The 23852-nt window shown below is 63.7% G+C and carries 22 protein-coding genes; 15 read left to right on the top strand and 7 right to left on the bottom strand.

Annotated features, from left to right (window positions below; translation table 11 throughout):
* The first annotated feature begins 62 nt into the window (after positions 1-62).
* The 9 genes from tnpA (at position 63) to dld (ending at position 11821) form a co-directional block, all read left to right on the top strand.
* Complete coding sequence (gene tnpA / locus ACLPJJ_RS07865; protein ID WP_443590400.1) at positions 63-524, top strand: IS66-like element accessory protein TnpA; 462 nt, start codon at positions 63-65, stop codon at positions 522-524.
* Entirely contained in the window at positions 521-868 is a 348-nt protein-coding gene (gene tnpB, locus ACLPJJ_RS07860) for an IS66 family insertion sequence element accessory protein TnpB (RefSeq protein WP_443590399.1), read from the top strand. The genes tnpA and tnpB overlap by 4 nt, the downstream gene beginning before the upstream one ends.
* 69 nt (positions 869-937) lie before the next feature.
* Entirely contained in the window at positions 938-2596 is a 1659-nt protein-coding gene (tnpC, locus tag ACLPJJ_RS07855; RefSeq protein WP_443590398.1) for an IS66 family transposase, read from the top strand.
* A complete protein-coding gene (locus tag ACLPJJ_RS07850) occupies positions 2593-2820 on the top strand; it encodes a hypothetical protein (RefSeq protein ID WP_443590397.1) in 228 nt (75 codons plus the stop codon). The genes tnpC and ACLPJJ_RS07850 overlap by 4 nt, the downstream gene beginning before the upstream one ends.
* Before the next feature lie 654 nt (positions 2821-3474).
* Positions 3475-6558: a Hint domain-containing protein gene (locus tag ACLPJJ_RS07845; RefSeq protein WP_443590396.1), complete on the top strand. Its 3084-nt coding sequence runs from the start codon at positions 3475-3477 to the stop codon at positions 6556-6558.
* 591 nt (positions 6559-7149) lie between these two features.
* Complete coding sequence (budA, locus tag ACLPJJ_RS07840) at positions 7150-7926, top strand: acetolactate decarboxylase (protein WP_443590394.1); 777 nt, start codon at positions 7150-7152, stop codon at positions 7924-7926.
* A gap of 59 nt (positions 7927-7985) precedes the next feature.
* A complete protein-coding gene (gene alsS / locus ACLPJJ_RS07835; protein ID WP_443590393.1) occupies positions 7986-9674 on the top strand; it encodes an acetolactate synthase AlsS in 1689 nt (562 codons plus the stop codon).
* Between the two features lie 14 nt (positions 9675-9688).
* Positions 9689-9970, top strand: coding sequence for a hypothetical protein (locus ACLPJJ_RS07830; protein ID WP_443590392.1), 282 nt, complete (start codon positions 9689-9691; stop codon positions 9968-9970).
* Positions 9971-10111: 141 nt separating this feature from the next.
* Positions 10112-11821, top strand: a complete 1710-nt coding sequence (gene dld / locus ACLPJJ_RS07825; RefSeq protein ID WP_443590391.1) for a D-lactate dehydrogenase — start codon at positions 10112-10114, stop codon at positions 11819-11821.
* 87 nt (positions 11822-11908) lie between these two features.
* Here the strand turns inward: dld and ACLPJJ_RS07820 are convergent, their stop codons facing one another.
* Together ACLPJJ_RS07820 and ACLPJJ_RS07815 are read right to left on the bottom strand one after the other, a co-directional pair.
* Positions 11909-12352: a VOC family protein gene (locus ACLPJJ_RS07820; RefSeq protein ID WP_443590390.1), complete on the bottom strand. Its 444-nt coding sequence runs from the start codon at positions 12350-12352 to the stop codon at positions 11909-11911.
* Entirely contained in the window at positions 12349-13053 is a 705-nt protein-coding gene (locus tag ACLPJJ_RS07815) for a type 1 glutamine amidotransferase domain-containing protein (RefSeq protein ID WP_443590389.1), read from the bottom strand. Before ACLPJJ_RS07815 ends, ACLPJJ_RS07820 begins: the two co-directional genes overlap by 4 nt.
* A gap of 102 nt (positions 13054-13155) precedes the next feature.
* Between ACLPJJ_RS07815 and ACLPJJ_RS07810 the strand changes: the two genes are divergently transcribed.
* The gene (locus ACLPJJ_RS07810) at positions 13156-14046 is read left to right on the top strand and encodes a LysR family transcriptional regulator (protein WP_443590388.1); all 891 of its coding nucleotides are present in this window, start codon (positions 13156-13158) and stop codon (positions 14044-14046) included.
* Positions 14047-14060: 14 nt separating this feature from the next.
* On the opposite strand, the gene ACLPJJ_RS07805 is transcribed toward ACLPJJ_RS07810, so the two are convergent.
* Positions 14061-14978 (bottom strand): LysR family transcriptional regulator, encoded by a 918-nt coding sequence (locus tag ACLPJJ_RS07805; RefSeq protein WP_443590387.1) that lies wholly within the window; start codon positions 14976-14978, stop codon positions 14061-14063.
* Positions 14979-15074: 96 nt separating this feature from the next.
* Between ACLPJJ_RS07805 and ACLPJJ_RS07800 the strand changes: the two genes are divergently transcribed.
* Positions 15075-15866: an SDR family NAD(P)-dependent oxidoreductase gene (locus ACLPJJ_RS07800; protein ID WP_443590386.1), complete on the top strand. Its 792-nt coding sequence runs from the start codon at positions 15075-15077 to the stop codon at positions 15864-15866.
* A gap of 62 nt (positions 15867-15928) precedes the next feature.
* On the top strand, positions 15929-16459 hold the full coding sequence (locus ACLPJJ_RS07795; protein WP_443590385.1) for an NAD(P)H-dependent oxidoreductase: 531 nt from the start codon (positions 15929-15931) through the stop codon (positions 16457-16459).
* Between the two features lie 41 nt (positions 16460-16500).
* Here ACLPJJ_RS07795 and ACLPJJ_RS07790 read toward each other — a convergent pair whose 3' ends face one another.
* From ACLPJJ_RS07790 to ACLPJJ_RS07775, 4 genes are all read right to left on the bottom strand, one after another.
* On the bottom strand, positions 16501-17481 hold the full coding sequence (locus ACLPJJ_RS07790; protein WP_443590384.1) for a zinc-binding dehydrogenase: 981 nt from the start codon (positions 17479-17481) through the stop codon (positions 16501-16503).
* A gap of 270 nt (positions 17482-17751) precedes the next feature.
* On the bottom strand, positions 17752-18498 hold the full coding sequence (locus tag ACLPJJ_RS07785) for an SDR family oxidoreductase (protein WP_443590383.1): 747 nt from the start codon (positions 18496-18498) through the stop codon (positions 17752-17754).
* Between the two features lie 14 nt (positions 18499-18512).
* Positions 18513-19496 carry an aldo/keto reductase gene (locus ACLPJJ_RS07780; protein WP_443590382.1) on the bottom strand — a complete coding sequence of 328 codons (984 nt, stop codon included), beginning with the start codon at positions 19494-19496 and terminating at the stop codon, positions 18513-18515.
* A 3-nt stretch (positions 19497-19499) separates the two neighbouring features.
* Complete coding sequence (locus ACLPJJ_RS07775; protein ID WP_443590381.1) at positions 19500-19895, bottom strand: (R)-mandelonitrile lyase; 396 nt, start codon at positions 19893-19895, stop codon at positions 19500-19502.
* Positions 19896-19992: 97 nt separating this feature from the next.
* On the opposite strand from ACLPJJ_RS07775, the gene ACLPJJ_RS07770 reads away from it, so the two are divergent.
* From ACLPJJ_RS07770 to ACLPJJ_RS07760, 3 genes are all read left to right on the top strand, one after another.
* Positions 19993-20886: a LysR family transcriptional regulator gene (locus ACLPJJ_RS07770; protein WP_443590380.1), complete on the top strand. Its 894-nt coding sequence runs from the start codon at positions 19993-19995 to the stop codon at positions 20884-20886.
* Between the two features lie 613 nt (positions 20887-21499).
* Positions 21500-22561 carry a Hint domain-containing protein gene (locus ACLPJJ_RS07765; protein ID WP_443590379.1) on the top strand — a complete coding sequence of 354 codons (1062 nt, stop codon included), beginning with the start codon at positions 21500-21502 and terminating at the stop codon, positions 22559-22561.
* A 213-nt stretch (positions 22562-22774) separates the two neighbouring features.
* On the top strand, positions 22775-23137 hold the full coding sequence (locus ACLPJJ_RS07760; protein WP_443590378.1) for a restriction endonuclease: 363 nt from the start codon (positions 22775-22777) through the stop codon (positions 23135-23137).
* Positions 23138-23852: the final 715 nt, after the last annotated feature.

Here is a 23852-nt window from a genome sequence, read left to right as displayed (position 1 = left end):
GTATCCCTCCGGTCTGAACCGCCTGCCGTGACTGCGTAGTGAGCGCTCATAAGGGCGCTTCTATGAGCGTCACTTTGAGCACGGGACGGTTTGAGATGGAGATCATGTCTGGGATTGAGCGCCACCGCCGCTGGCGATTGGAAGAGAAGCTTCGGATTGTGGCTGAAGCGGAGGCGCCGGGGGCGGTGTTTGCGTTGGTTGCGCGGCGTCACGAGGTTTCTCGTGGTCAGCTCTGGAAATGGCGCTCGCAGGTTCGGAGCGGTGAGTTGGCTGCGGCGTATGCTGTACCGGAATTTATCCCGCTACGGGTGCTGCCGGCTGCCGCTGAATCTGTGCCGCAACCAAAAGCAGTCGATGCGTCGTTGAATGCACCCCATCCGCAGGAGGCGCGACCACCGGCGCGCGCCGCGGAATTCGGCACGAGCCGGATCGAGATCATGCTGCCGGATGGCACATGTGTACGGGTCGATAATCAGGTGGGGGCTGCAGCGCTGCGCCAGGTGATGGCGGTACTGCGCGGATGATCCCGATGGCGTCCGGGGCGCGGGTATGGCTGGCCTCGGGCCACACTGATATGCGCCGTGGCATGCGGGGCCTGGCTCTGCAGGTGCAAGAGGGGCTCGGCCGTGATCCATTCGCGGGCGACATTTACCTCTTCCGCGGACGTAGCGGCTCGCTGCTCAAGGCGCTCTGGCATGACGGCATCGGCCTGTCACTTTACGCCAAGCGGCTGGACCGCGGAAAATTTATTTGGCCGCAAACCGTGGACGGCGTTGTGGCACTCACGCCCGGGCAGATGGGTTATCTCCTCGAAGGAATCGACTGGCGAAACCCGCAGAAAACTTGGCGCCCGCAAGCTGCGGGATAGCCGAAAATCTGTTCACCGCGGGCGGAATTTTCTAGCAAAACTATTGCTGTTTGTGATTCTATGCGGGTCATGGCGTTTGATCCTTCGGCCTTGCCAGACGATATCGATGCGCTGAAGGATATCGTCCGTTCGGCCTTCGCTCAACTTGATCTGGCCCGGGCGAATGCCGCCGCTGCCCAGGCCGAGCGGTCGGATATCGCGGCCTATATCGCGCATCTGAAGCTGCAGATTGAGAAGCTCAAGCGCACCATCTACGGCCCGCGGGCGGAACGCACGGCGCGGCTGCTGGACCAGATGGAATTTGAACTTGAGGAGCTAGAGGCGACTGCCACCGAGGACGAATTAAGGGCCGAGCAGGAAGCCGCGAAGGCCCGCGCAACTACGGTCACCGGCGCCACCCGCAAGCGCCCCTCACGCCAGCCCTTCCCAGATCATCTGCCGCGCGAACGGATCGTCCTGCCGGGGCCAGCTGCCTGCACATGCTGCGGCGGGAGGCGGCTTGCCAAGCTGGGCGAGACGGTGACGGAGACGCTGGAGAGCACGCCGCGCCAGCACAAGGTGCTCCAGTATGTCCGGGAAAAATTCACCTGCCGCGATTGCGAGACGATCAGCCAGAACCCCGCGCCGTTCCACGTCATCCCGCGCGCCTTTGCCGGTCCCAGCCTGCTGGCGATGATTGCCTATGAGAAATTTGGCCAGCACCAGCCGCTCAACCGCCAGTCCGAGCGCTTCGCCCGAGAGGGTGTGCCGCTCAGCGTCTCGACCCTGGCCGATCTGGTCGGGGCCGCTTGCGTCGCGTTGGAGCCGGCGTTCAAACATATGGAAGCCATGGTGTTCGCGGCCGAGCGCGTGCACGGCGACGACACCACAGTGCCGGTGCTGGCGCGCGGCCAGACCGATATTGGGCGCGCCTGGGTCTACGTCCGCGACGACCGGCCGTTCGGTGGTGCTGGGCCGCCTTGTGCGGTGTTCCACTACTCACGAGATCGGGCTGGCATTCATCCGCAGACTCATCTCGCTGGGTACAGCGGCATCTTCCAGGCCGATGCCTATGCTGGGTACAACAAACTTTACGAATCCGGCCGAACACCGGGCCCCATCATCGAGGCTGCCTGCTGGGCGCATGCGCGGCGGAAATTCTTCGAGCTGGCCGATATCGCCCGCAACGCCAAGCGCAAGGCGCAGGGCCGCACACCGGCCTTCGTCGCGCCAATGGCGCTGGCCGCGGTGCAGCGGATCGACGCGATCTTCGAGATCGAGCGGCCAATTAACGGCAAACCCGCCGCCGAGCGGCTGGCCGTACGACAGGAGCACAGCGTCCCGCTGGTCGCCGATCTCGAGACATGGATGCGCGCCGAGCGCGCCAAACTCTCCCGCCATAACGATGTCGCCAAGGCCATGGACTACATGCTCACCCGCTGGGCATCCTTCTCCCGGTTCCTGAGCGACGGGCGGATTTGCCTGTCGAACAACGCGGCGGAACGGGCCATTCGAAGCTTGGCTCTTGGGCGCCGCAACTGGCTGTTCGCCGGCTCCGACCGCGGCGGGCAGCGCGCCGCGATGATGTACAGCCTAATCACGACAGCAAAAATGAATGGCATCGACCCGCAGGCATGGCTCGCCGACGTCCTCGACCGCATTGCCAATCATCCAGCGCACAGGCTCGACGAATTGATGCCGTGGAATTGGACTGCCCGCCCGGCCGTAACGGTGCCTTGCGCGGCATGACAACACAGCTGAACAAGATTTACGCAATCAAGACCATCGCCCTCGTCGCACAAGAACTCGGTGAGGACGAGGACTGGCTAAACGAAATCATCGAAGAGATGGAACCGGAAGACGGGTTGATTTGGGTTTATGGACCAGATGGCGAAGGCACCGCAGCCTTCTCCGACTTCGGCGTGGAAAACCTGGAGGATATCATCAGAGAACGACGACATCTGAAAAAGTAAGACCCGCGTCTTTCACCGGATGGATACCGGGAAACCCGCGATTCAAGCTATTCACAGAACGCTCTAGGCTTTATGGCGTCACAACGTGACTCCGATCCACAACTAACACGTCAAAAATTGCCAAACAACCTCTGGTTGAGTATAGTATAATTATAATAATAGCTGTGTAGACTCGTCAGCTCACGAAGCAGGCTTTGCTCCAGCCGGAGTAGCTACCGCACGGCTAGCTTTTTTATGCGGTTATTTCAAAGTGACGGAGCAGATCGGATGTCGGGTACAGTGTCCGCGCCAAGCACAGGCGGTGATATTACAAGCCTTATCACGGCGGACGGCGGGGCTGATAACATTGCCCTGCAGGGCGGCAACTATGTGATCAACCTCCCGGCAGGGGCGACAACCTATACGGGTGTCATCTCTGGCGCCGGCACGCTCACCATCAACTCGCCCAACGGCGCCGGCACGCTGGTCCTGACGCAGACGCCAACCTATACCCTGCCCACCGCCGAACAGACGCAGGCCGTATCGAGTTATTTCTACACCTTCGCAGATGTTGAGTATGACGGTTTGTGGGGGGCGAATGGCCTGTGGAAGGGCTGGGTTTATGTTGTCAACAATCCGGATCCGGCCTCTCTGACCATCGGCACCGGCACAACCTTGCAGCTTGGCAATGCCTCGGCCAGCGGCGTGACGATCAATAACGATATTGTCGATAACGGCACACTGCTGCTCGCTGAGGCATATGATACCGGATTGATAACCATCGGCGGCACCATCTCCGGCTCGGGCGGGGTGACCGTGGTCAGCGGCGGCTACAATGGCGGCATCAGGCTGTACGGCGTGAACACCTTTACCGGACCGTCGCTGTACCTGGAGGATGGTGCCAATATTGGCACCGACCATGAGTATGGCAGCACGCCCGATACCAGTTTCATTTTTATCGACACCTCCTATCTGCCGACCGTGCCCGTGCCCAGCACCGGTGAGCCGGGCTATGTGGATGTCACCCAGAACATCTGGGAAGACAGATACGAAAACGACATCAACCTGGATGACCATTCCGGGCTCACCGAACTCTCGGGTGTGTACAGCTACAGCGATTCCGGCAATGAGAGCGCCCCCAGCCTCACCAATGCCGCGCTCAACTACACCTGCATGCCGAAGAATTATTCCGAGCGCGGCGTCAATGTCGAAGGCTCGGTGGTGCAGTTCGGTGACGGCACCACCAGCACGATGTTCATCAATGGCAATGCCTACAACAGCTATATCAACCTGCACAGCAACGGCATTCTCGGCTTCGACTATATCGGCACAACGACGCTCAACACTGCGATCGGCGGTGGACAATATCTGGCTTCCCTGTCCACGCCGGGCGTCGGTGATGTCGTCATAAGAGGCAACTCATCCAATGCCAATCATGTCATTTTCACCCAGGCCGAATTTTATAATGGCCTGACGCAGATCGATGCCGGAACGGTATTGCAATTGGGTGACGGCACTACGGGTAATGCCAGCGGCACGGCGGGAGCGATCGGCTATTACAACAGCTCAGGCGGCAATTCCAGCCTGCTCACCGCCGATACCGCCAACGGCGCCAGCACTGACAGCATCACCGATAATGATTTGCTGATTGTTGATAACACAACCGGCGCCGTTGACGGCATCACCACCGTCTCGCTCTCCAATATCAGCGGCGTCGGCGGGCTGGAGCAGATCGGTGATCTCGCCCTCACCTTGCTGGAGAACACGGATTATACCGGCGCCACCACGATCGGCGGCGACAGCACGCTCTATATCGGCGTCAACAGCTCCGGCGTGGCGGGCAGCATCGCCGACAGCAGCGGCGTGGCGCTTACCGGCGCGGGCGCTGTGCTGGATATTTCGCAAGCTGGGAACCAGACGATTCAGGATCTCGTCGGCGTGGCCGGCAGCACCGTGGCGCTGGGCAGTGGTGCTCTGACGCTGGGCACAGCTGATTCAACGGAATTCGATGGCAGCATTACCGATGGCGGCCTCGCGGGCGGCACCGGCGGAAGCCTGATCAAGCAGGGCAGCGGCGTGCTGACGCTGGGCGGCGATAATGGTTACACAGGCGGCACCGTCATCGACGCCGGCGCGCTCATTGGCAGTGTTGAGAGTTTTGGCACAGGTTCGATTGTCAACGACGCGACACTGGTTATCAACCAGGACAGTGCTGGCACTCTTAGCAATGCGCTGAGCGGCAACGGTGATTTGATCCTGGCCGGGGCGGGCGATATCACCTTGACCGGGATGACCAGCTATTCTGGCGCCATTTCAATCAAAGCGGGAAGTTTGACGTTCTCCGGTGTCACCACGGCAATTGCGGGGCAAGTTTTTGGTGGAGGGACGCTTGTCATCGCTGGCGGCGCCAGCGTCACGCTGGACGCCAATCCCACGGCAGCCATATCGTTTGTTGCCGCGCCAGCCGGACAAGCCAATACGCTGATCCTGCCGGCAAGTGGCGCACCACTAGGCAACATTATGAATCTTGCGCCGAGCGATGTCATCGAGTTTGCAACGGACTCCACGGATACGACGATCATCTGGACCGAAACGTCGCCAGGCGTTTACGCCCTGTACGGCGTGCAAACCGATGGAACGAAAGATCTGCTGATCAACGCGGTGAGTTTCGCGCAAAACACCGATGGCGTATCCTATGTGCCGAGCGATTTTTCCACCAGCACCGCGGATGGCAGCCTGGTCGTCAGTGCGGCCAGCGCTGACGCCCTTTGCTATTTGCGCGGCACGCACATCCTGACTTTGCGGGGCGAGGTGCCCGTTGAAGACTTGGCGATTGGCGATGAAGTCGTGACTTGGCGCGGTGGCGTGCAGCCGGTGAAATGGATTGGCCGCCAGAGCTATGCGGCACGCTTCATTGCCCGGAATTTTGAACAAATCCCGGTAAATATTTCCGCATGCGCGTTGGGGCCGAACCTCCCCCGGCGTGATTTGTTCGTCTCGCCCGGTCACTCAATGTTGCTGGGCCAGACACTCGTGCTGGCGAAATCTCTGGTGAACGGCATTACCGTCACGCAAGAGGAGATGCCAGAGACGGTTGAATATTACAACATCGAACTCGAAACACATGATTGCGTACTGGTGGAGGGGGCTTGGGGTGAGACGTTCGCCGATGGGCCAGGACTGCGAGAGCATTTCAACAATGCCGCCTCGTTCTGGGCGCTGTATCCGGATTTTGAAGCGCCCGACGAGGTAACGGTTTGCGCCCCGCGGCCGTTGAGTGGTCCCGGCTTGGATGCGGCGTTGCGCCCGGTTGTGGCACGCGCGGCGTTTAGGCGCAGGCCGGGCCAATTGCGCGGTTTCGTGGATATAATCAGCCGGAACGGGTTGGTCGAGGGCTGGGCGCAGGACATGGACCATCCATATCTGCCCGTGCCTTTGGAGGTTTTGTTCCGCGATGAAGTGATCGCAACGGTGCTGGCTTGCAATTACCGTGATGATCTGGCGGCGGCAAAAATCGGGCGTGGACGATGCGGCTTCTCTGTAGAGACCGGCCGGACGATTGATCCGCAGGACGCCGGCCTTGTGCGGGTCCGGCGTGAGGCTGGTCAGGCAGATCTCCTTTTCTCCGCTGATCTCGCTGGGTCGATGGCGGGTGCCACAGCCACCGTATGTGCCAGCGCACAGTGGTCGAAATGCCGGCCGCTCGGGCTACACCGTGTATTGCGCTCAGCCGGACACACGCACCAGCCCGCGCGTTGATATGCGCGCACGCCGCTTCCAGCACCGGGCTGGACTCCAGCCGTCGAGGGCGCGAGTGTCCTACTATGAAACAGGGAATGAATAGCTCGGCTTTCGTAACTTCATCTCGCGTCCTGAGGGAACTTCAGCCTTGCCGATGCCCGACACGTACTTTCCGGCAGTTTTTTGTAAAACGAAAATTATGATTTCTATATGTACATTCCAACAGGGAATAATCACGAGGCTGGCTCAACAAAATCGCAGCCCGCCGCGCCATGGCATCATGCAGTTCATCGCGTCCAGGAGCGCAGCCCGTCGCGTCGGCGTGCTGTAGTGCTCGAACCCAGCCGTTGTCACGTCACATGACGCATCGTCGCGTTCCCCCGGTGACCGCAACCCAAATTCTACATGACATGGCGTTCCTTCAGCGGGTCGAGAAGAGTCTGATTAGGGCTTCCTTCGGTGGAGCGGAGCGATGGCGGCGCAGGCCCGGTAATACTAAACAGATATTGAAAACAACATCTCCATATATTGGACCTGAGGTCTGATTTTCACGATATTCGGAGCCAGAAAAGAGCCTCCGTGAATTGTGAGAATTGACTTATGGATACAATGCTTTCGTCTGTAAACGATGTATTGCCCCGTCCCGGCCGCACCTCGTTCAAGTGCGTCGAGCCTAAGCCCAACAGGCTGTTCCAGACCTCAACCATGGCCGCGTTGTTGGACGCGGTCTATGACGGCGAGATGACGATCGAGGAGTTGCTGAGCCACGGCAATTTCGGCATTGGGACATTCAACGCCCTTGATGGCGAGATGATCATCAACGAAAGCGTCGTGCATCAGTTCCGTTCCGACGGGCACGTCGGGGAAGTGCAGCCAGAGCAGCTGACGCCCTTTGCCTGTGTCACCTACTTCGAGCCGGAGACGAGCATCGCCATTGATGCGCCGAAGAGCAAGAAGGAGCTTGAAAGGCTGGTTGACGAAGTGATCGGCAACCCGAACCTTTTCGTGGCGGTCCGCTTCGTAGGCGAATTCGAAGAGCTTGAGACGCGCACGGTATTCTGCCAGTGCCGCCCCTATCCGCCAATGCTCGATGTTGTGAGCCGGCAGCCGACCCAAAATTTTGGCACCACGCGCGGCACCATGCTGGGCTTCCGCACGCCGACCTACATGCAAGGCATCAACGTTGCCGGCTACCACCTGCACTTCCTGGATGAGGCGCAGAAGAAGGGCGGCCACGTTACCGGCTACCGCGTCGGCAAAGGCCGCCTCGAACTGGCCGTGATCTCTGATGTCGAGATCCAGCTTCCCCGCAGCCGGCAGTTTTGCGAGGCCAACCTCTCGCCAGACAACATCCATGAAGCGATCCGCATTGCCGAAGGCGAGTGAGATCCTCCGGCTTTTATAAAGCCGATCACCGGTAGAATTTCCAATCAAGGACTATGAAGATGAGCAGCAACAACGAGCCCGCCGCACCAAATTGCGGCGCAGAGCTGATCGTGAAGAACCTGGTCGCGCACGGCGTGACCCATGTGTTCGGAATTCCTGGCGCCAAGGTCGACCGTCTGTTCGATGTCTTGGTGGACTCGCCGATCAAGACCGTCGTCACCCGGCATGAACAGAATGCCGCCTTCATCGCCGGCGGCATCGGCCGCCTGACCGGCCGCGCGGGCGTCTGCATCGCAACCTCGGGCCCCGGCGCCTCGAACTTTGTAACCGGCCTGGCGACTGCCAACTCCGAAGGCGACCCGGTGCTAGCCATCGGCGGCGCAGTGAAACTGGCCGACAGGCTGAAGCTCACCCACCAGACAATGGACACGGTCAGCCTGTTCAAGCCGATCACCAAGTACAGCGCGGAAATCACGTCCCCCGAGGCGGTGTCTGAGGTCGTTGCCAACGCCCTGCGCGCCGCCGAGGGCGGCCGTCCCGGCGCCGCCTTCGTCAGCACTCCGATGGACGTTCTGAATCAGCCCACCACGGCCCCGGTTCTCGCCAACAAAGCCGTCCCGCAGCCCGGCGCGGCGTCCCACGCGGCGATCAGCGAGGCCGTGAAAATCATCGGCAAGGCCGCGCGTCCGGTCATCCTCTTGGGGCTCATGGCGAGCCGTCCGGCGGTTGCGGTGGCGGTGCGCAAGCTGATCTTGACCACTGGCGCGCCGGTGGTGGGCACCTATCAGGCCGCGGGCGCGGTCTCGCACGAACTGGTGGATCGCTTCGGCGGCCGCGTCGGGCTGTTCCGCAACCAGCTGGGCGATCAGCTTCTGCACGAGGCCGACTTGGTTATTTCCATCGGCTACAATCCGGTCGAATATGACCCGAACCTCTGGAATGTCGATGACGGGCGTCAGATCATTCACATCGACGTGGTCGCGGCTGAGCTCGACAACCGATATGCCCCCGTTGTTGAGCTGATCGGTGACATCGCCGCTACCGTCGATGCGCTGACGGCTTCGGTGAACCGGCTGCCCCGTTCTGAGAGCCTTGAGGCCATCCTGCGCCGTTATAAGGCGGATCGTGCTTTGGCGCTGGCCAGCGCGCGCAGCGAAGGTGCGGCCTTGCACCCGCTGGAGATCGTGCGCGAGCTGGAGAAGGTCATCACCCCGGATGTGACCGCCTGCCTGGACATGGGCTCGTTCCATATCTGGCTGGCCCGCTACCTGCTGTCGTTCCGCGCGCGCCAGCTGCTGATCAGCAACGGGCAGCAGACCATGGGCGTGGCCCTGCCCTGGGCGATCGCCGCCAGCCTGGTTGACCCCAGCCACAAGGTGGTGTCCGTCTCTGGCGATGGCGGCTTCATGATGTCGAGCATGGAGCTGGAGACCGCGGTCCGCCTGAAGTGCAACATCGTACACGTGGTCTGGGTCGACCACGCCTTCAACATGGTCGAGATCCAGGAGCGCAAGAAGTACGGCCGCGGCTCTGGCGTCGAGTTCGGGCCGATCGACTTCGCTGCCTACGCTCAGGCATGCGGCGCCAAGGGCATCGCCGTAGACTCCCCGACCAGCCTGGCCGGCGCTCTGCGCCAATCCATGGACGTCGAAGGCCCGGTCGTGATCTCCGTCCCGGTCGATTACTCGCACAATCATCTCCTGCTGAAACCGCTGGAGATGCTGGGCGAGACCTCCGCTGCCGCCTAACGGAGTACGATCCCATGACGCCCGTTGCCGATGACGCGTTTCAAGCAGTTTGCTTCGAACTCGTCGCTGATGCCGAACCTGGAATCATGATGCGTCTACTGGCCCCCTTTGCAAGACGGGATCTGGTACCTGATCGGGTTAAAACGGGACGTCATGGTGCGCTCATCGAGGCGTCGCTGGCAGTCGATGAAATGCCATCCGGGATGGTCCATCTCGTTGAGAACAATCTGCGACAGATTGTCGGGGTAAGAAGCCTGACGGTCGTACTCGCGAAAGCGACTCAGCGGGTCGCTTAGCGAGCTTGGTTTGATGGCTCAACCGTGCTCGGTCGCGCCATCAAACCACAAAATCCAGGTCAGCCCGTGGTATATGGACGTGAACCGCCCCGGGCGCATTCCGCAGTACCGCTGGCGCGTTCCGCAGTTACGAAGGACTACATGACGATGACCGACACCTCGAGCCTCATCCGCGATCTACGTGCGACACTGGGGGCGAAATATGTCCTCACCGGCGCACGGCAAACGGCGCGCTACCGCAAGGGCATCCGTTTTGGCGATGGGCAGGTGCTGGCAGTGCTTCGCCCGGGCAGCCTGGTGGAACAGTGGCGTGCGCTGCGCCTCTGCCATGCGGCGGGGGTCATCATCATCATGCAGGCGGCCAATACCGGCCTCACCGGTGGCTCCACCCCGGACGGTACTGATTACGACCGTCCCATCGTCATCATTAACGGCATGCGCATCGCCAAGTTGCATGTGCTGCCGGGCGCGGAACAAGTGGTGGCGCTGCCTGGCGCCACCTTGTTTCAGCTGGAGAAGACACTCCGCCCGCTGGGGCGCGAGCCGCATTCGGTCATCGGCTCCTCCTGCATTGGCGCCTCTGTCACCGGCGGCATCGCCAACAATTCCGGCGGCGCGCTAATCCGCCACGGCCCGGCCTTCACCCAGCTCGCCCTCTATGCGCGGGTGAATGAGCAAGGCGAGGTGGAACTGATCAACCATCTCGGCATCCGTCTGGGCAACGACCCCGAGACGATTCTGGCGAGGCTGGAGGCGGGCGATTTCCCCGCCGCCGAGATCGAGCATCCGCGGGACCGCGCCGCCTCGGACCCCGACTACGGCACCCATGTGCGCGACATTTCTGCCCCCACCCCGGCGCGCTTCAATGCCGACCCGCGCCGTTTGTTCGAGGCCGCGGGCAGCGCCGGCAAGGTGATGATTTTTGCCACGCGGCTAGACACCTTCCCGGCAGACAAGACCACCGCCGTGTTCTACATCGGCAGCAACGACGCCGACGAGCTGACCGCGATCCGCCGCCACATCCTGGCGACTTTCAAGAACCTGCCGGTCGCGGGCGAATATATCCACCGCACCGCGTTTGATATCGCGGTTAAGTACGGCAAGGACATGTTCCTCGCCATCGAGAAGCTCGGCACCGACCGTCTGCCCGCCTTGTTCGCGCTCAAGGGCCGGTTCGACGCCTTTGCCTCGCGTATCCCGTTCCTGCCGCGCGACCTCTCCGACCGGCTTATGCAGTTCGCCGGCTCGTTCTTCCCGCAGCATCTGCCACCGCGCCTGCTGGCGTATCGAGACCGCTATGAGCATCATTTGTTACTAAAAACGTCCGGCGAGGGCATTGCGGAGGCCCGCGCCTATTTGCAAAGCCTCTTCCCCTCCGCCGAGGGCGATTATTTCGAGTGCACGCCGCAGGAGGGTGCGAAGGCCTTCCTGCACCGCTTCGCCGTGGCCGGGGCGGCCATCCGCTATCGCGCCATGCACCGCGATACGGTGGAGGACATCGTGGCGCTGGACATCGCGCTCCGCCGCAACGACACCGCCTGGGAAGAGCATCTGCCCGAGGATGTGTCCGCGCCGATCCTGCACAAGCTCTATTACGGGCATTTTTTCTGCCACGTGTTCCACCAGGATTATATCGTGGCCAAGGGGCATGACCCGGTCGCGCTGGAGCACCGCATGTGGCACCTGCTCGATGCCCGCGGCGCCGAATATCCGGCCGAGCATAATGTCGGGCATCTATACAAGGCCAAGCCGGTCCTGGCGGCGCATTACAAGGCGCTGGACCCGTGCAACTGCTTCAACCCCGGCATCGGCCAGACCTCCAAATTCGCCTGTTGGGGCGAGGCGGCCTAATCATTCGCCGGCATCAGGTTCGCCCCTCATCGCCCCCGATGGCCATGAGGGAATGAGGGGGAACCAAAGGGTGGGCCGGTTCTCTTCTTACCAGCTGCCAGTGTTCGGCATTGAGGCCCAGGGCTCGGCGGGCGGCAGTCGCTCGCCTTCCTGCAGCAGTTCGATCGAGATACCGTCGGGCGAGCGGACGAAGGCCATATGGCCGTCGCGCGGCGGGCGGTTGATGGTCACGCCGGCAGCGGCCAGCCGCGCGCATGTCGCGTAGATATCGGGCAGAAGGTAGGCGAGATGGCCGAAATTCCGGCCGCCGGTATAATCCTCCTGATCCCAGTTATAGGTCAGCTCGACCATCGGCGCCTTCGTGGCGCGGGCCCGTTCGGCATCGCCCGGTGCCGCCAGAAAGACGAGGGTGAACCGCCCCTTCTCATTCTCCATCCGGCTAATCTCCTCCAGCCCCAGCGCACCGCACCAGAAGGCCAGCGCGCGGTCGAGGTCCGCCACCCGGACCATGGTGTGCAGGTAGCGCATCATGCCGCCTGCTCCGCGTCGCGCAGCGCCTCCATCACCAGCCCGGCGGTCCGCTCCGCCGAGGCCGGGTTCTGTCCGGTGACCAGATTGCCGTCACGCACCGCAAAAGGCGCGAAATCAGGTCCGCTGACATACGCGGCGCCGAGTTCCCGGAGCCGTGTTTCGAGCAGGAAAGGCACCGCATGTTCAAGCCCGACCGCGCGTTCCTCGCTGTCGCTGAAGCCAGCGACCTTGCGGCCCGCGACGAAGGGCGTGCCGTCGGCCTTCCGCGCGGCGACGAGCCCCGCCGGACCGTGGCACACGGCCGCGACGACCTTGCCGGCCTCGCTCATCGCGGCAACCAGTCGGGCAAGCGCCTCGCTCGTCGGATAGTCGAACATGGTGCCGTGCCCGCCGGGCAGGAACAGTGCGTCGAAATCGCCCGTGCCGAGCGTCTCGAAGCACGGTGTGGCGGCAACCGTTTGCGTGAACGCTTCATCGGCCAGATAGCGTTCCACCGAGGCGTCGTTTTCCCCCACGGGCTTCACGCTGCGCGGATCGATGGGGATGGCGCCGCCGGCGATCGAGGCCAGCGTCACGTCCGCGCCGGCATCGCGAAAGGCGTAATAGGGGGTCGTCAGCTCCTCGAGCCAGAGGCCGGTGCTGCCGCCGTCCATCGTGGCGGCGGAGGTCGCGATAATCAGGATGCGGGGAGGTTTCGGCATGTCCATCTCCATGAGTGCGTCTGTGGCGGAGATAGGGTGCGCTGCACATAAGCACATCAAAAGAATTTGCCGGTCGCTCATAATTTAATTTATGGAACGCAGATGTCGCTGCTGCACTTGCGCACCTTCATTGAAGTCTGCCGTCGCGGTTCGATCAGCGAGGCAGCCCGCGTGCTCGGCATGACGCAACCTGCCGTGTCGCAGCATGTCGCCTCGCTCGAAGCCCAGCTCGGCCGGCCGCTATTTGAGCGTCATGCGCGCGGGGTGCGGCCAACCGCGATCGCGGACGATCTCGCCGCCAGCCTTGGCAGCACGCTCGACACCGCAGAGGCCGCGCTGGCTTCCGTGCGTGCGCGCTCGGCACAATTGTCCGGCACCGTGCACATAGCCGGCCCGGCCGATCTCATGGCCGAATGGGTTGCGCCACGCCTTGCCCCGCTGCTCGAGGCCGGGCTCGACCTGCGCCTTCACCCGGGCGGGCGCGACGCGCTGTACGCCATGCTGCTGGAGGACCGCACCGACCTTGCATTGACCGCCTCACAGCCCGAGGACACCCGCCTTGCCTATGCCGAGATCGGCTTTGAGCAGCTACTGGCCGTTGCAGCTCCACATCTGGCCCGGCAGATCGCGCAGGCGCCCGGCTTGGCCTCGGCGTTGGCGGGGGTACCACACCTTACCTACGACCTCGACCGTCCGTTGATGCGAAGCTGGCTGGCCGCCAACCGCCTGCCGCTACCGGCCAATCTGCCCGCCGTCACCGCGCCGGACCTGCGGATTCTTCGCGCGCTGGTTCGTGTCGGCGCAGGCTGGACCGTGCTTCCGAACTATCTCTGCATCGAAGATCTGGCGGCCGGCAGGCTGGCGATGATCGACCCTCCGGTGACGACACCCCGGAACAGCTTCTATCTTGTCTGGGCGAAAAGCGCGCTACGCCACCGGCGCGTGGCGTTTGCCCGCCAGGAATTGCTGCGCGCGCTAAAAGCCGCGGCGTGAGTGCTCCTCCCCCGTCAGCGCCCTGTCAGCAGAGGCTCTGACGCGAGCGTGTCGACCAGGTGGTCGATGAAGGCCCGGACGCGATAGGGCACGTGGCCGCCGCCCACATAGACGGCGTTGATGATTTCGAGGTCGTCCGGATTATACGCTTCCAGGAGCGGCGTGAGCGCACCGGTCTCTATATCAGCAGCGACGTGAAACAGGCCAAGCCGGGCGACGCCGACACCGGCCAACGCCATTTGCCGCATGGTTTCACCATTGTTGACCAGAAGATTGCCCGAGACGGGCTGCTCGAGCACGCGGCCATCCTGGCGAAAGGGCCAGCCGGTGCGCGAACGTCGGAAGTTGAACCTCAGGCAGTTATGGCCCTGGAGGTCGCCGGGCGTTTTGGGGGCGCCGTGCTGCTCGAGATAGGCTGCTGAGGCGCAAACAACGCGGCGGCTTTGCCCGAGCTTGCGGGCGATCAGGCCGCTATCGGTCAGGTCGCCGACACGGATCGCCACATCGGTCCGCTCCGCCAGGAGGTCGACAATGTCGTCAGTGGCGCTGAAATCGACAATCACATCAGGATGCCGCGCGAGAAATCCCGGCACCGCCGGGGCGACGAACATGGCGCCGAAGGGCAGGGACGCGCTGACGCGCAAACGGCCCCGCACGGCGCCTGCGGCGGCGGCGTGCTCGGCGTCGCTCATGGCCTGCAGGATGTTCAGGGCGGCCTGATAGTAAGCTTCGCCCTCCTCGGTGAGCGACAAGGCGCGGGTGGTGCGCAGCAAGAGACGCGCGCCAAGGCGCTCCTCCAGCCGGGCGATCGCCTTGCTGACCGCTGACGGTGTCAGGTCCAGACTGCGCGCGGCGGCTGAAAACCCGCCTTCCTGCACCACCCTGGCGAAGATCTCCATCTCCCCCGAGCGCTCCATGAGAATGCGCGACATTGATGACCTTCATTCACAAGTGTTTGCACAGAATATGAAATAGCCGCCGCAAGCCGCAAGCCCTAGCTTCGCGCCGACACGCAATGGAGCTTGATCATGGACCTGAAACTGCAAAACAAAACCGCGCTGGTCACCGGCTCGACCGCCGGCATAGGCCTGGAAATCGCACGCGCCCTGGCCGTGGAAGGCGCTCGGGTGATCGTCACCGGACGCGATCAGGCCAAGCTTGACCAGGCTGTCGAAAGCATCCGCGCCTCGGGCGGGAAACAGGTCACCGGCATTCTGGCCGACGTGACCACGCCCGAGGGCGCGGCGGCGCTGGTGCAAGCCGTCCCGCAAGTGGACATCCTGGTGAACAACCTCGGCATCTACGAGAGCAAGCCCTTCGGCGGCATCAGCGACGCCGACTGGCTGTACTATTTCGACGTCAATGTGCTGAGCGGCGTCCGCCTGGCGCGCGCCTATTTCCCCGGCATGCTGGAGCGGAATTGGGGGCGGGTCATCTTCATCTCCAGCGAGACCGGTCTGGTGGTGGTCCCCGACATGATCCACTACGCCATGACCAAGACGGCGCAAATCTCGATCGCGCGGGGTTTGGCGCACTTGACCAAGGGCACCAACGTTACGGTGAATTCGGTGCTGCCGGGACCGACCCGCTCGGAAGGCATTGTCGGCTTCCTGCGGAGCGTCGCCAGCAATCCTGACGCGCCGGCCGAGGAGATTGAGGCGGAGTTCTTCGCCAAGGACCGCCCGGCGTCGCTGATCCAACGGATGATCGAGCCTGAAGAGATCGCCAGCCTGGTGGCCTACGTGGCCAGCCCTCTGTCTGCCGCCACCAATGGCGCGGCTTTGCGGGTCGAAGGCGGCCTCGTGTCGACCATCGCGTAGCCGCGCCTATATCCAAGCGCCACTCTACGGCCTATCCCGCAACAACAGTCCCGGAACTCTTCATGTCCCAGAGCCGCATCCTGCTGATCTACGCCCATCGCGACCCGGCCGCCTCGCGCGTCAATCGCGCTTTGCTTACGGCCGCCGCCACGCTGCCCAATGTGACCGTGAACGAACTAATGACGCGCTATTCGGACTTCCGGATCGACGTGGCGCATGAGCAGCGCCTGCTGCTCGACCATGATGTGATCGTGCTGCAATTCCCGTGCTATTGGTACAGCACCCCGGCGATTCTGAAGGAGTGGCAGGACGCGGTGCTGAGTTACGGCTTCGCTTATGGTCCCGGCGGCGACAAGCTGCGTGGCAAGGTGCTGATGGTTGCTACCACCACCGGCGGCCCGGTTGATGCCTATCAGGCCGGCGGCTTCAACCAGTATACGATGAGCGAGCTGCTGCGCCCCTTGCAGGCGACCGCCAATCTGACAGGCATGTCCTATCAGCCCATTTTCTCGGTGCATGGCGTCCGCATGCTGGACGACGCCGCCCTCGACCATGCGGCCACGGCCTACCGCGCCCGTCTGGCTGCTGTTTGACCGAACCACCTGCGCGGCGCCTTGCCGCGCAGGTGTCCTCTTCAGAGCAGGATGATCCGCTTGCCGGGTTGCCCGGCCTTCAATGCCGCGAGGCTCGCGGGCAACGCCTCAAATGCTTGAGTGACGATCTCCGGCGCTGACAGCGTGCGCATGGCCAGCTGCCGCAGCATGCTCTCGCCGGCTGTGCGATAGTCCACCCAGTCCGCCCGTACGCCGTATTCATGAATGCTGCCCAGTGCCAACTCGTGCAGCGACAGAGCGGTGCTGAAGGGCGGCAGCGGATGCTGCTCGGCGCGATCCTGAATGCAAACGAGATGCCCGCCATAGCCGAGCATCGGGGCAAGGCTTGCGGCATGTACACCGCTCACCGTATCGAAGGCGGCGTATAGCTTGCGCATCCCGATCGCGGTCTGGAGCCCGGCGCGCCAGTTGTCGTCGCGATAGTCGAACACACCGGCCACGCCAAGGTCGAGCAGATGCGAATGATGGCGGGGCGCAGCCGTCGCCCAGACCCTGTACTGGCAGGACAGCGCCAGCTGTACGAGATATTGCGCAACCGCGCCGCCCGCGCCGATGACGAGAACGTCACGCCCCGCCTTCTCCGGCACCTTGGTCAGCGCCTGCCACGCGGTGAGGCCCGGGCAAGGCAAGGCGGCGGCAACGGTTGCATCGAGCCCGTCGGGGATCCGCAGCACGGCCTCAGCGCTCAGGCGCGTATGCGTGGCAAAGCTGCCCGGCTTGCCGATGAACTGGTGGTAGGCCACGCGCGTGCCGATTTCGAGCGGAACGCCTTCGCCCACGGCGATGATCCGGCCGGCGCCGTCAACACCCGGAACATGGCCTGGCTGCCAGTCCCGGTGCCCGGCCGCGATCAGCTTCCAGTCAACCGGATTGAGCGCGATCGCCTGATTCTCGACGACAACCTCGCCCGGGCCCGGCGACGGCTTGGTGCCGCTGACGAGCCGCAATCCGTCCGGCTTGCCCGGTTGCTGCCATTGCCAGCTTCGCATGGAGATGCTCATCGTGTCTGTCCCTTTGTGTCGAATTGCTCCGGCATCATCGCGATGATCTGCTCCCCGGTGAACCTGCTTTTTTTCATGCCTGTCTTCTCAAGAGTGTGGACACTTGCTGGTGGTCACAGAGCGCCGGCGGCTACCGTCGCTCGCCCGGGGGGAAAGAGGGGGAAGGTGGGAGGGAGACTTCCACAGGGCCGGGTGGCTCACTCTGGCTTCCGCTGCATCTGCCCGTTGGGCAGATGCGCCTCGATCCCGACGGTCGCGTTTCCTTGCCTCTCAGTATTCCTGGCTGGTCGGCCGGTAGAGGATCTCGTTGATGTCCACGCTCTCGGGCTGGCCCATGGCGTAGAGCACCGCCTCGGCGAAGGAATCCGGTGAGATGGCATAGGCGTCGTAGAAGGCGCGTATGCCGGCGGCGACATCAGGCTCGGAGATGCTGTTGGGCAGCTCGGTGTCTACCGCGCCGGGCGAGATCACCGTGGTGCGGATGTTATAGGGCTTCACCTCCTGGCGCAGCCCCTCGGAGATGACCCGCACCGCGTGCTTCGTGGCCGAATACACCGCGCCGCCCGCCCGCACCTTGTGCCCCGCCACCGAGGCAACGTTGATGATGTGTCCGCGCTTCTGCGCCTGCATCACCGGCAAGGCGGCGGCGATGCCGTAGAGCACGCCCTTGATGTTGACGTCGATCATGCGGTCCCATTCGTCGATGCGCCGCCGCTCCAGCGGCGATTGCGGCATGAGCCCGGCATTGTTGATGATGACATCGAGCCCATCGAAGGTCGCCACCGCCGCATCCACCAGGCGCTGCACCTGGGCGGGATCGGTGACGTCGGTTGGCACGGCAAGCGCCTCGCCACCCGCCGCGCGCAGCTCCGCTACCAGCGCCTCCAGCCGGTCCACGCGCCGCGCCCCCAGCGCCAGTCTGGCACCCCGCGCCGCCAGACGCCGTGCCGCCGCCGCGCCCAGACCCGAGCTGGCCCCGGTGATGACCACCACCTTGCCCGTGATGTTGTCGCTCATACGCCTGTCTCCTTTCAGCGGTTGACCATCGCCGCCAGGGCGGCCGGGTAGCGGTCGCCGGTGACGGGAATCGCCGCCAGCGCCGCGCCGATGGTGGCGAGGTCATCGGCCGTTAGTGTGAGGTCAGCGGCGGCAAGGTTTTCCTCAAGCCGGTGCAGCTTGGTAGTGCCGGGGATGGGCACGATCCAGGGCTTCTGGGCCAGAAGCCAGGCCAGCGCGATCTGCGCGGGCGTGGCGCCCTTGGCGGCGGCGATTTCGGTCAGCCGCTCGACCAGGGCTTGGTTGGCGGCGCGGGCTTCGGGCGTGAAGCGCGGCACCACGTTGCGGAAATCATTTTCGCCGAAGCTGGTCTGGGCGTTGATGGCGCCGGTAAGAAAACCCTTGCCCAGCGGGCTGAAGGGCACGAAGCCAATGCCCAGTTCCTCCAGCAGCGGCAGGATCTCCGTCTCCGGCGCGCGCCACCACAGCGAATACTCGCTTTGCAGCGCTGCCACCGGCTGCACCGCATGCGCCTGGCGGATGCTTTCCACGCCCGCCTCGGACAACCCGAAATGCTTCACCTTGCCCGCGGCGATCAGCTCTTTCACCGTCCCGGCCACGTCCTCCATCGGCACGGCGGGGTCCACGCGGTGCTGGTATAGCAGGTCGATGCGGTCGGTGCGCAGGCGCTTCAAGGACGCTTCCACCACGGCGCGGATATTTTCCGGCCGGCTGTCCAGCCCCTTCGCCACTACGCCGGAGCAAAAACCGAATTTGGTGGCGATCACCACCTCGTCGCGGAACGGTGCCAGCGCCTCGCCCAGCAACTCCTCGTTGGCGCCAGGGCCATAGGCTTCAGCGGTGTCGAAGAAGGTCACGCCGCGCTCATAGGCGGCGCGGATAAGGGCGATGGCCGCCCCGCGCTCGGTGGCCGGGCCGAGACCAAAGCTTAACCCCATGCAGCCCAGGCCGAGGGCGGAGACTTCCAGGGCGCTGCGGCCAAGTTGACGCTTTTCCATGTTTTAGCTCCCGTATTGTTCGTCGGTGACGTGTTCCATCCAAGTGACGGCGGAACCCTCCAGCCGCTCCTGCACCGCGATATGGCTCATCGCGGTTTGCGGCCCGGCGCCGTGCCAATGGCGCTCGCCGGGCGCGATCCACACCACGTCGCCGGGGCGGATCTCCTGCACGGGCTCGCCCTCAAGCTGCACGCGCCCGCAGCCCATTGTGACAATGAGCGTCTGCCCCAGCGGATGCGTGTGCCAAGCGGTGCGGGCACCGGGCTCGAAGGTGACCAGCGCCATGGAGACGCGGGCCGGGTCTGGCGGGTTGTTGAGCGGGTCCACCCGCACCGTACCGGTAAAATACTCAGCCGGGCCGCGCCCCGAGGGCTGCGTACCGGCGCGCTTGATCTCCATGGAGACTCTCCTTGGTTTGGGGACCCTTTATCTAGACCCGCGCCGCCCCGGCGATTAGACGAGATAATCCGCATGGCTTTATAAGCATGGCTTCTTAATGGCGCGCGACACACTCTCCGACCTCACCGCCTTTTTAGCTGTCGCCCGGGCGCGCAGCTTCACCCGCGCGGCGGCGGGGCTCGGCGTGTCACAATCGGCGCTTAGCCAGACGATCGCCGGGCTGGAGGAACGCCTCGGCGTGCGGCTGCTCACCCGCACTACGCGCAGCGTCGCCCCCACCGAGGCCGGGGAGAGGCTGCTGACCCGCATCGGCCCGCATTTCGACGGCATCGAGGCCGAACTGGCCGCGCTGGGAGAATTGCGGGAAAAGCCAGCGGGGACCATCCGCATCACCAGTACGGAGCACGCCGCCGCCACACGGCTTTGGCCGGTGCTGGCGGGCTTTCTGCCCCACTACCCCGACATCAAGGTGGAGCTCAGCATCGAGGCTGGCCTCACCGACATTGTCGCCGAGCGGTTTGACGCCGGGGTGCGGCTGGGCGAGCAGGTGGAGAAGGACATGGTGGCCGTGCGCATCGGGCCTGATTTGCGCATGGCCGCTGTCGCCGCGCCCGCTTATCTGGCACGGCATCCGGCGCCGCAGACACCGCACGACCTGGCCCGGCACGGTTGCATCAATTTGCGCCTGCCCACGCTGGGCGGCTTCTACCCCTGGGAGTTCGAGAAGGACGGCCGCGTGCTCAATGTCCGCGTCGAGGGCAGCCTGGCCTTCAACAACGCCCGGCTCATCCTGCAGGCCGCCGAGGCGGGGTTCGGCATCGCTTTTCTCCCCGAGGACCACGTGCAGGAGGCCCTGGCCGCGGGACGTCTGGCCCGCGTGCTCGCCGATTGGTGCCCGCTTTTTCCTGGCTTTCACCTCTATTACCCCAGCCGCCGCCAGCCCACGCCGGCCTTCACGCTGCTGGTGGAGGCGCTGCGCCACCGGGAGTGATAGCCAGACTGCACCGACGGGAGGAATATGGTGGGGGGCACTCTCTACGCTCTGCCGAGAGCGGCTCGAATGGCAGCTTCTTTCTGGGAGGAACACCTCGAAGATCAGCCTTTTCAAGGAAGGGGCCGATCCTGCCCAGGAGGCTCAGGACCCGGAGCTGCGCCGCGCGATTTGTTCCGCCGCATCCTCGGCATGATCGACGATCTGCGACCACGGGAGCCTGCGCCATGTTGGCGGACGGAACCGTTCGCACGGGGCGAGCGACAGGCGAAGTACGTCCGCAGGGTTGGAAAACGTACTGGAATCCGGCTGTTGAGTCGGATCAAGGTCGCCGCACGGCGATAATGATGGGGTGGAAGCCATTACACACGGTTCTGTCTTCCAGTCGGGTCACGATCGGGTTATTCTAACCTCAATCAGGTGGGCAGATGGACCGCCCAAAGGGGAAATATCGGCTTAGTCGCCATTTCTGCTCGGGGATCCAGTTGGGCACTGAAGCGCAAAAATACGTGGGGGGAGACCGATTGTGAGCTGGCCTGCTGACTGGAGCGACTTTTCAGACATTTGGTCCCTCGCAGTGGAGGTAAGCGGAACGGGTGTCTGGGACCGAAATGTGGCAACCGGGGAGAATAACTGCTCCGCGAGCTGGTTCAAGATGCTTGGTTATGAGGACGTGCCACAATCGACCCCGATCGAGATCGCCTACGCGCGCGTTCATCCGGACGATCTTGAACGCGCAAAGGCCGCGATACGGGCGCATTGCGAAGGCAAGACCGAAATTTGCGAATGCGAATACCGGCTGCTTTGCATGGATGGCAGCTATAAGTGGGTCTTGAGCCGCGGCAAGGTTGTCAGCCGGGACGCTAATGGCAACGCGTTGCGGATCGCCGGGACGTCGACCGACATCTCCAAGATCCAAGCCAAGACCAGAGGCGCGCAAGCCAGCGTCTCTTGGCCTGAACGCCGGCGCGCCATGCCGAGCCGGCGCAAGCCGTATGCCCTTGAAGAGGCCCCCGCCTTTCCGCAACGGCGCACCGAGAGCATCCCGTGCTTCACCCGCGGCACCGCGATCCTCACGCCGCGCGGTCCCGTCGCGGTCGAGGCCCTTGCAGAGGGTGACGCCGTGCTCACCGTCCGCGACAGCGGCCCGTCCGAGCGGCGTGTTGTCTGGGTCGGCCAGCGCAGCTTCGGGACCCTGGCGACGCCGCTGCCCGAGCGCCTGCGACCGGTCCTGATCCGCGCCGGCGCCTTCGGCCCCGGGCTGCCGGAGCGCGATCTGCGCCTGTCTCCCGGCCATGCAATCTTCGCCGAGAACCATTTGATCGAAGCCAAAGACCTCATCAACGGCGCGACCGTGATCCGCGACACCGCGTGCCGCACGGTCACCTACCACCATGTCGCACTCGAGGCTCACGACATCCTGCTGGCCGAGAACCTGCCAGCCGAGAGCTATCTTGAGTGTGGCGCCCGAGAATCTTTTGTCGATTCCACATTATCGAAAGGCAAACCGATCCTGCTCCGCCCGGACGTCGCGGCGCCGGTCGAGGCGTTTGGCTGTGCCCCGCTCGCCGCCCCCGGCTCCGAGGCGCTGCTCAAGGTTCGCGCTCTCCTCGACAAGCATGCCAGCCGCGCGGGCTATGCCCCCACCGATCCGGTCTGGTCGCGGCACTCTTGAGCCTCGCCGGTTGGAACCCACCTGGGGTGAAATGGACCCGGAAAATGAGACCGGGGGGCGAGCAAGTTGTAGTTGGGCTGTTCTGTCGTAATAGACGGAGCGGAACATGAGCAAGACGCGACGGATGATTGATGCGGCGCTGAATGTCCGCCGCGATACACCATCTCCTGAGATCACCTCCCGGGCCGGCCTATGCCCGACACGGGGCGAACATTGCCCACAGAGGACGGTGGCGTCGACGGCGTGATCCGCGAGGATCAGCTCGGCCTCGACCGCGTGTACCGCCAGGCGAAGCGCTATCAACCGGGCAACACGATCGGCAGCGAGACGGTCCAGGCGTTCATCGGCGCGCTGATCGGGAAGGGGGCGCAGAAGGACGTCCTGATCACCACCTCCTCTTTTTCCAGGCAGGCGCTGGCGGCGGCCAGCTACTCCGGCGCGCTCAGGCGCGTACTCATCGACGGGACCGAGCTGACGAGGCTGATGGTCCGCTTCAATGTCGGGGTGCGGGTCGCCAGGACCGTCGAGATCAAGCGGATCGACATGGACTATTTCGACGAGACCGAGACCGAATAGCGCGACCTGCGGCACTGGGCGTCCCTGGGCTCGGGCTTCGCTCCGGCCGGCGCCGTACGCATCCCACGGGGCGAACGGCGGCGAAATGGGGCCACCGGTGGGAAGCCCCCAAACGACAACGGGCCGGTCACTGCTGACCGGCCCGTACGCGCTTGATTTACAATGAATTTCGTGGCGCGCCCGAAGAGATTCGAACTCCTGACCCTCAGATTCGTAGAAGGTTCCTGAATCGCAACGTGATGCCCGCGAACGCTTGAGATCGCCCCCGATCGCCCTCCGCCGCCACACCTGGGAACGCAACCCGAGCCGGGCACACCCCGCCGTGGCCTCCGGTCATCCCCCATCACCGCCGGTCGCCCGGGGGGATTGTGGGGGGGAAGGTAGGAGGCCAAGCCGACCTTGTGGGGGAATTGGTGCTGGCGAAACGCGGGTGTTCATGATGTGTTCTTTCCCCTCGGCGCCGCGTCTCGGCGAGACACTGGATGAGAGGAATGCGATGCTCTTCGCCCGCCGGGCCATACAGAGACGGCTGAACGAACTTCGTGGGCTGCTCGGAGATGCGGCTGTTGATAGCCTTGTGGCCCGCCTGAATCAGCCCGACAGCCACCGTCTCGCCGCTGTGCGGCGACTTCGCGCTGGCCGCGACTGGGCACGCGGCTTGCTGAGCCTCCGCCGGGGGCACCGCTCGGCAGAGGCCGCCACAACGAAGACGGGG

Source organism: Acidocella sp., assembly GCF_052326845.1.
Classification (GTDB): Bacteria; Pseudomonadota; Alphaproteobacteria; order Acetobacterales; family Acetobacteraceae; genus Acidocella.
The sequence above is the reverse complement of the archived record's forward strand: the minus strand, read 5'-3'. Positions and strand labels throughout refer to the sequence as shown.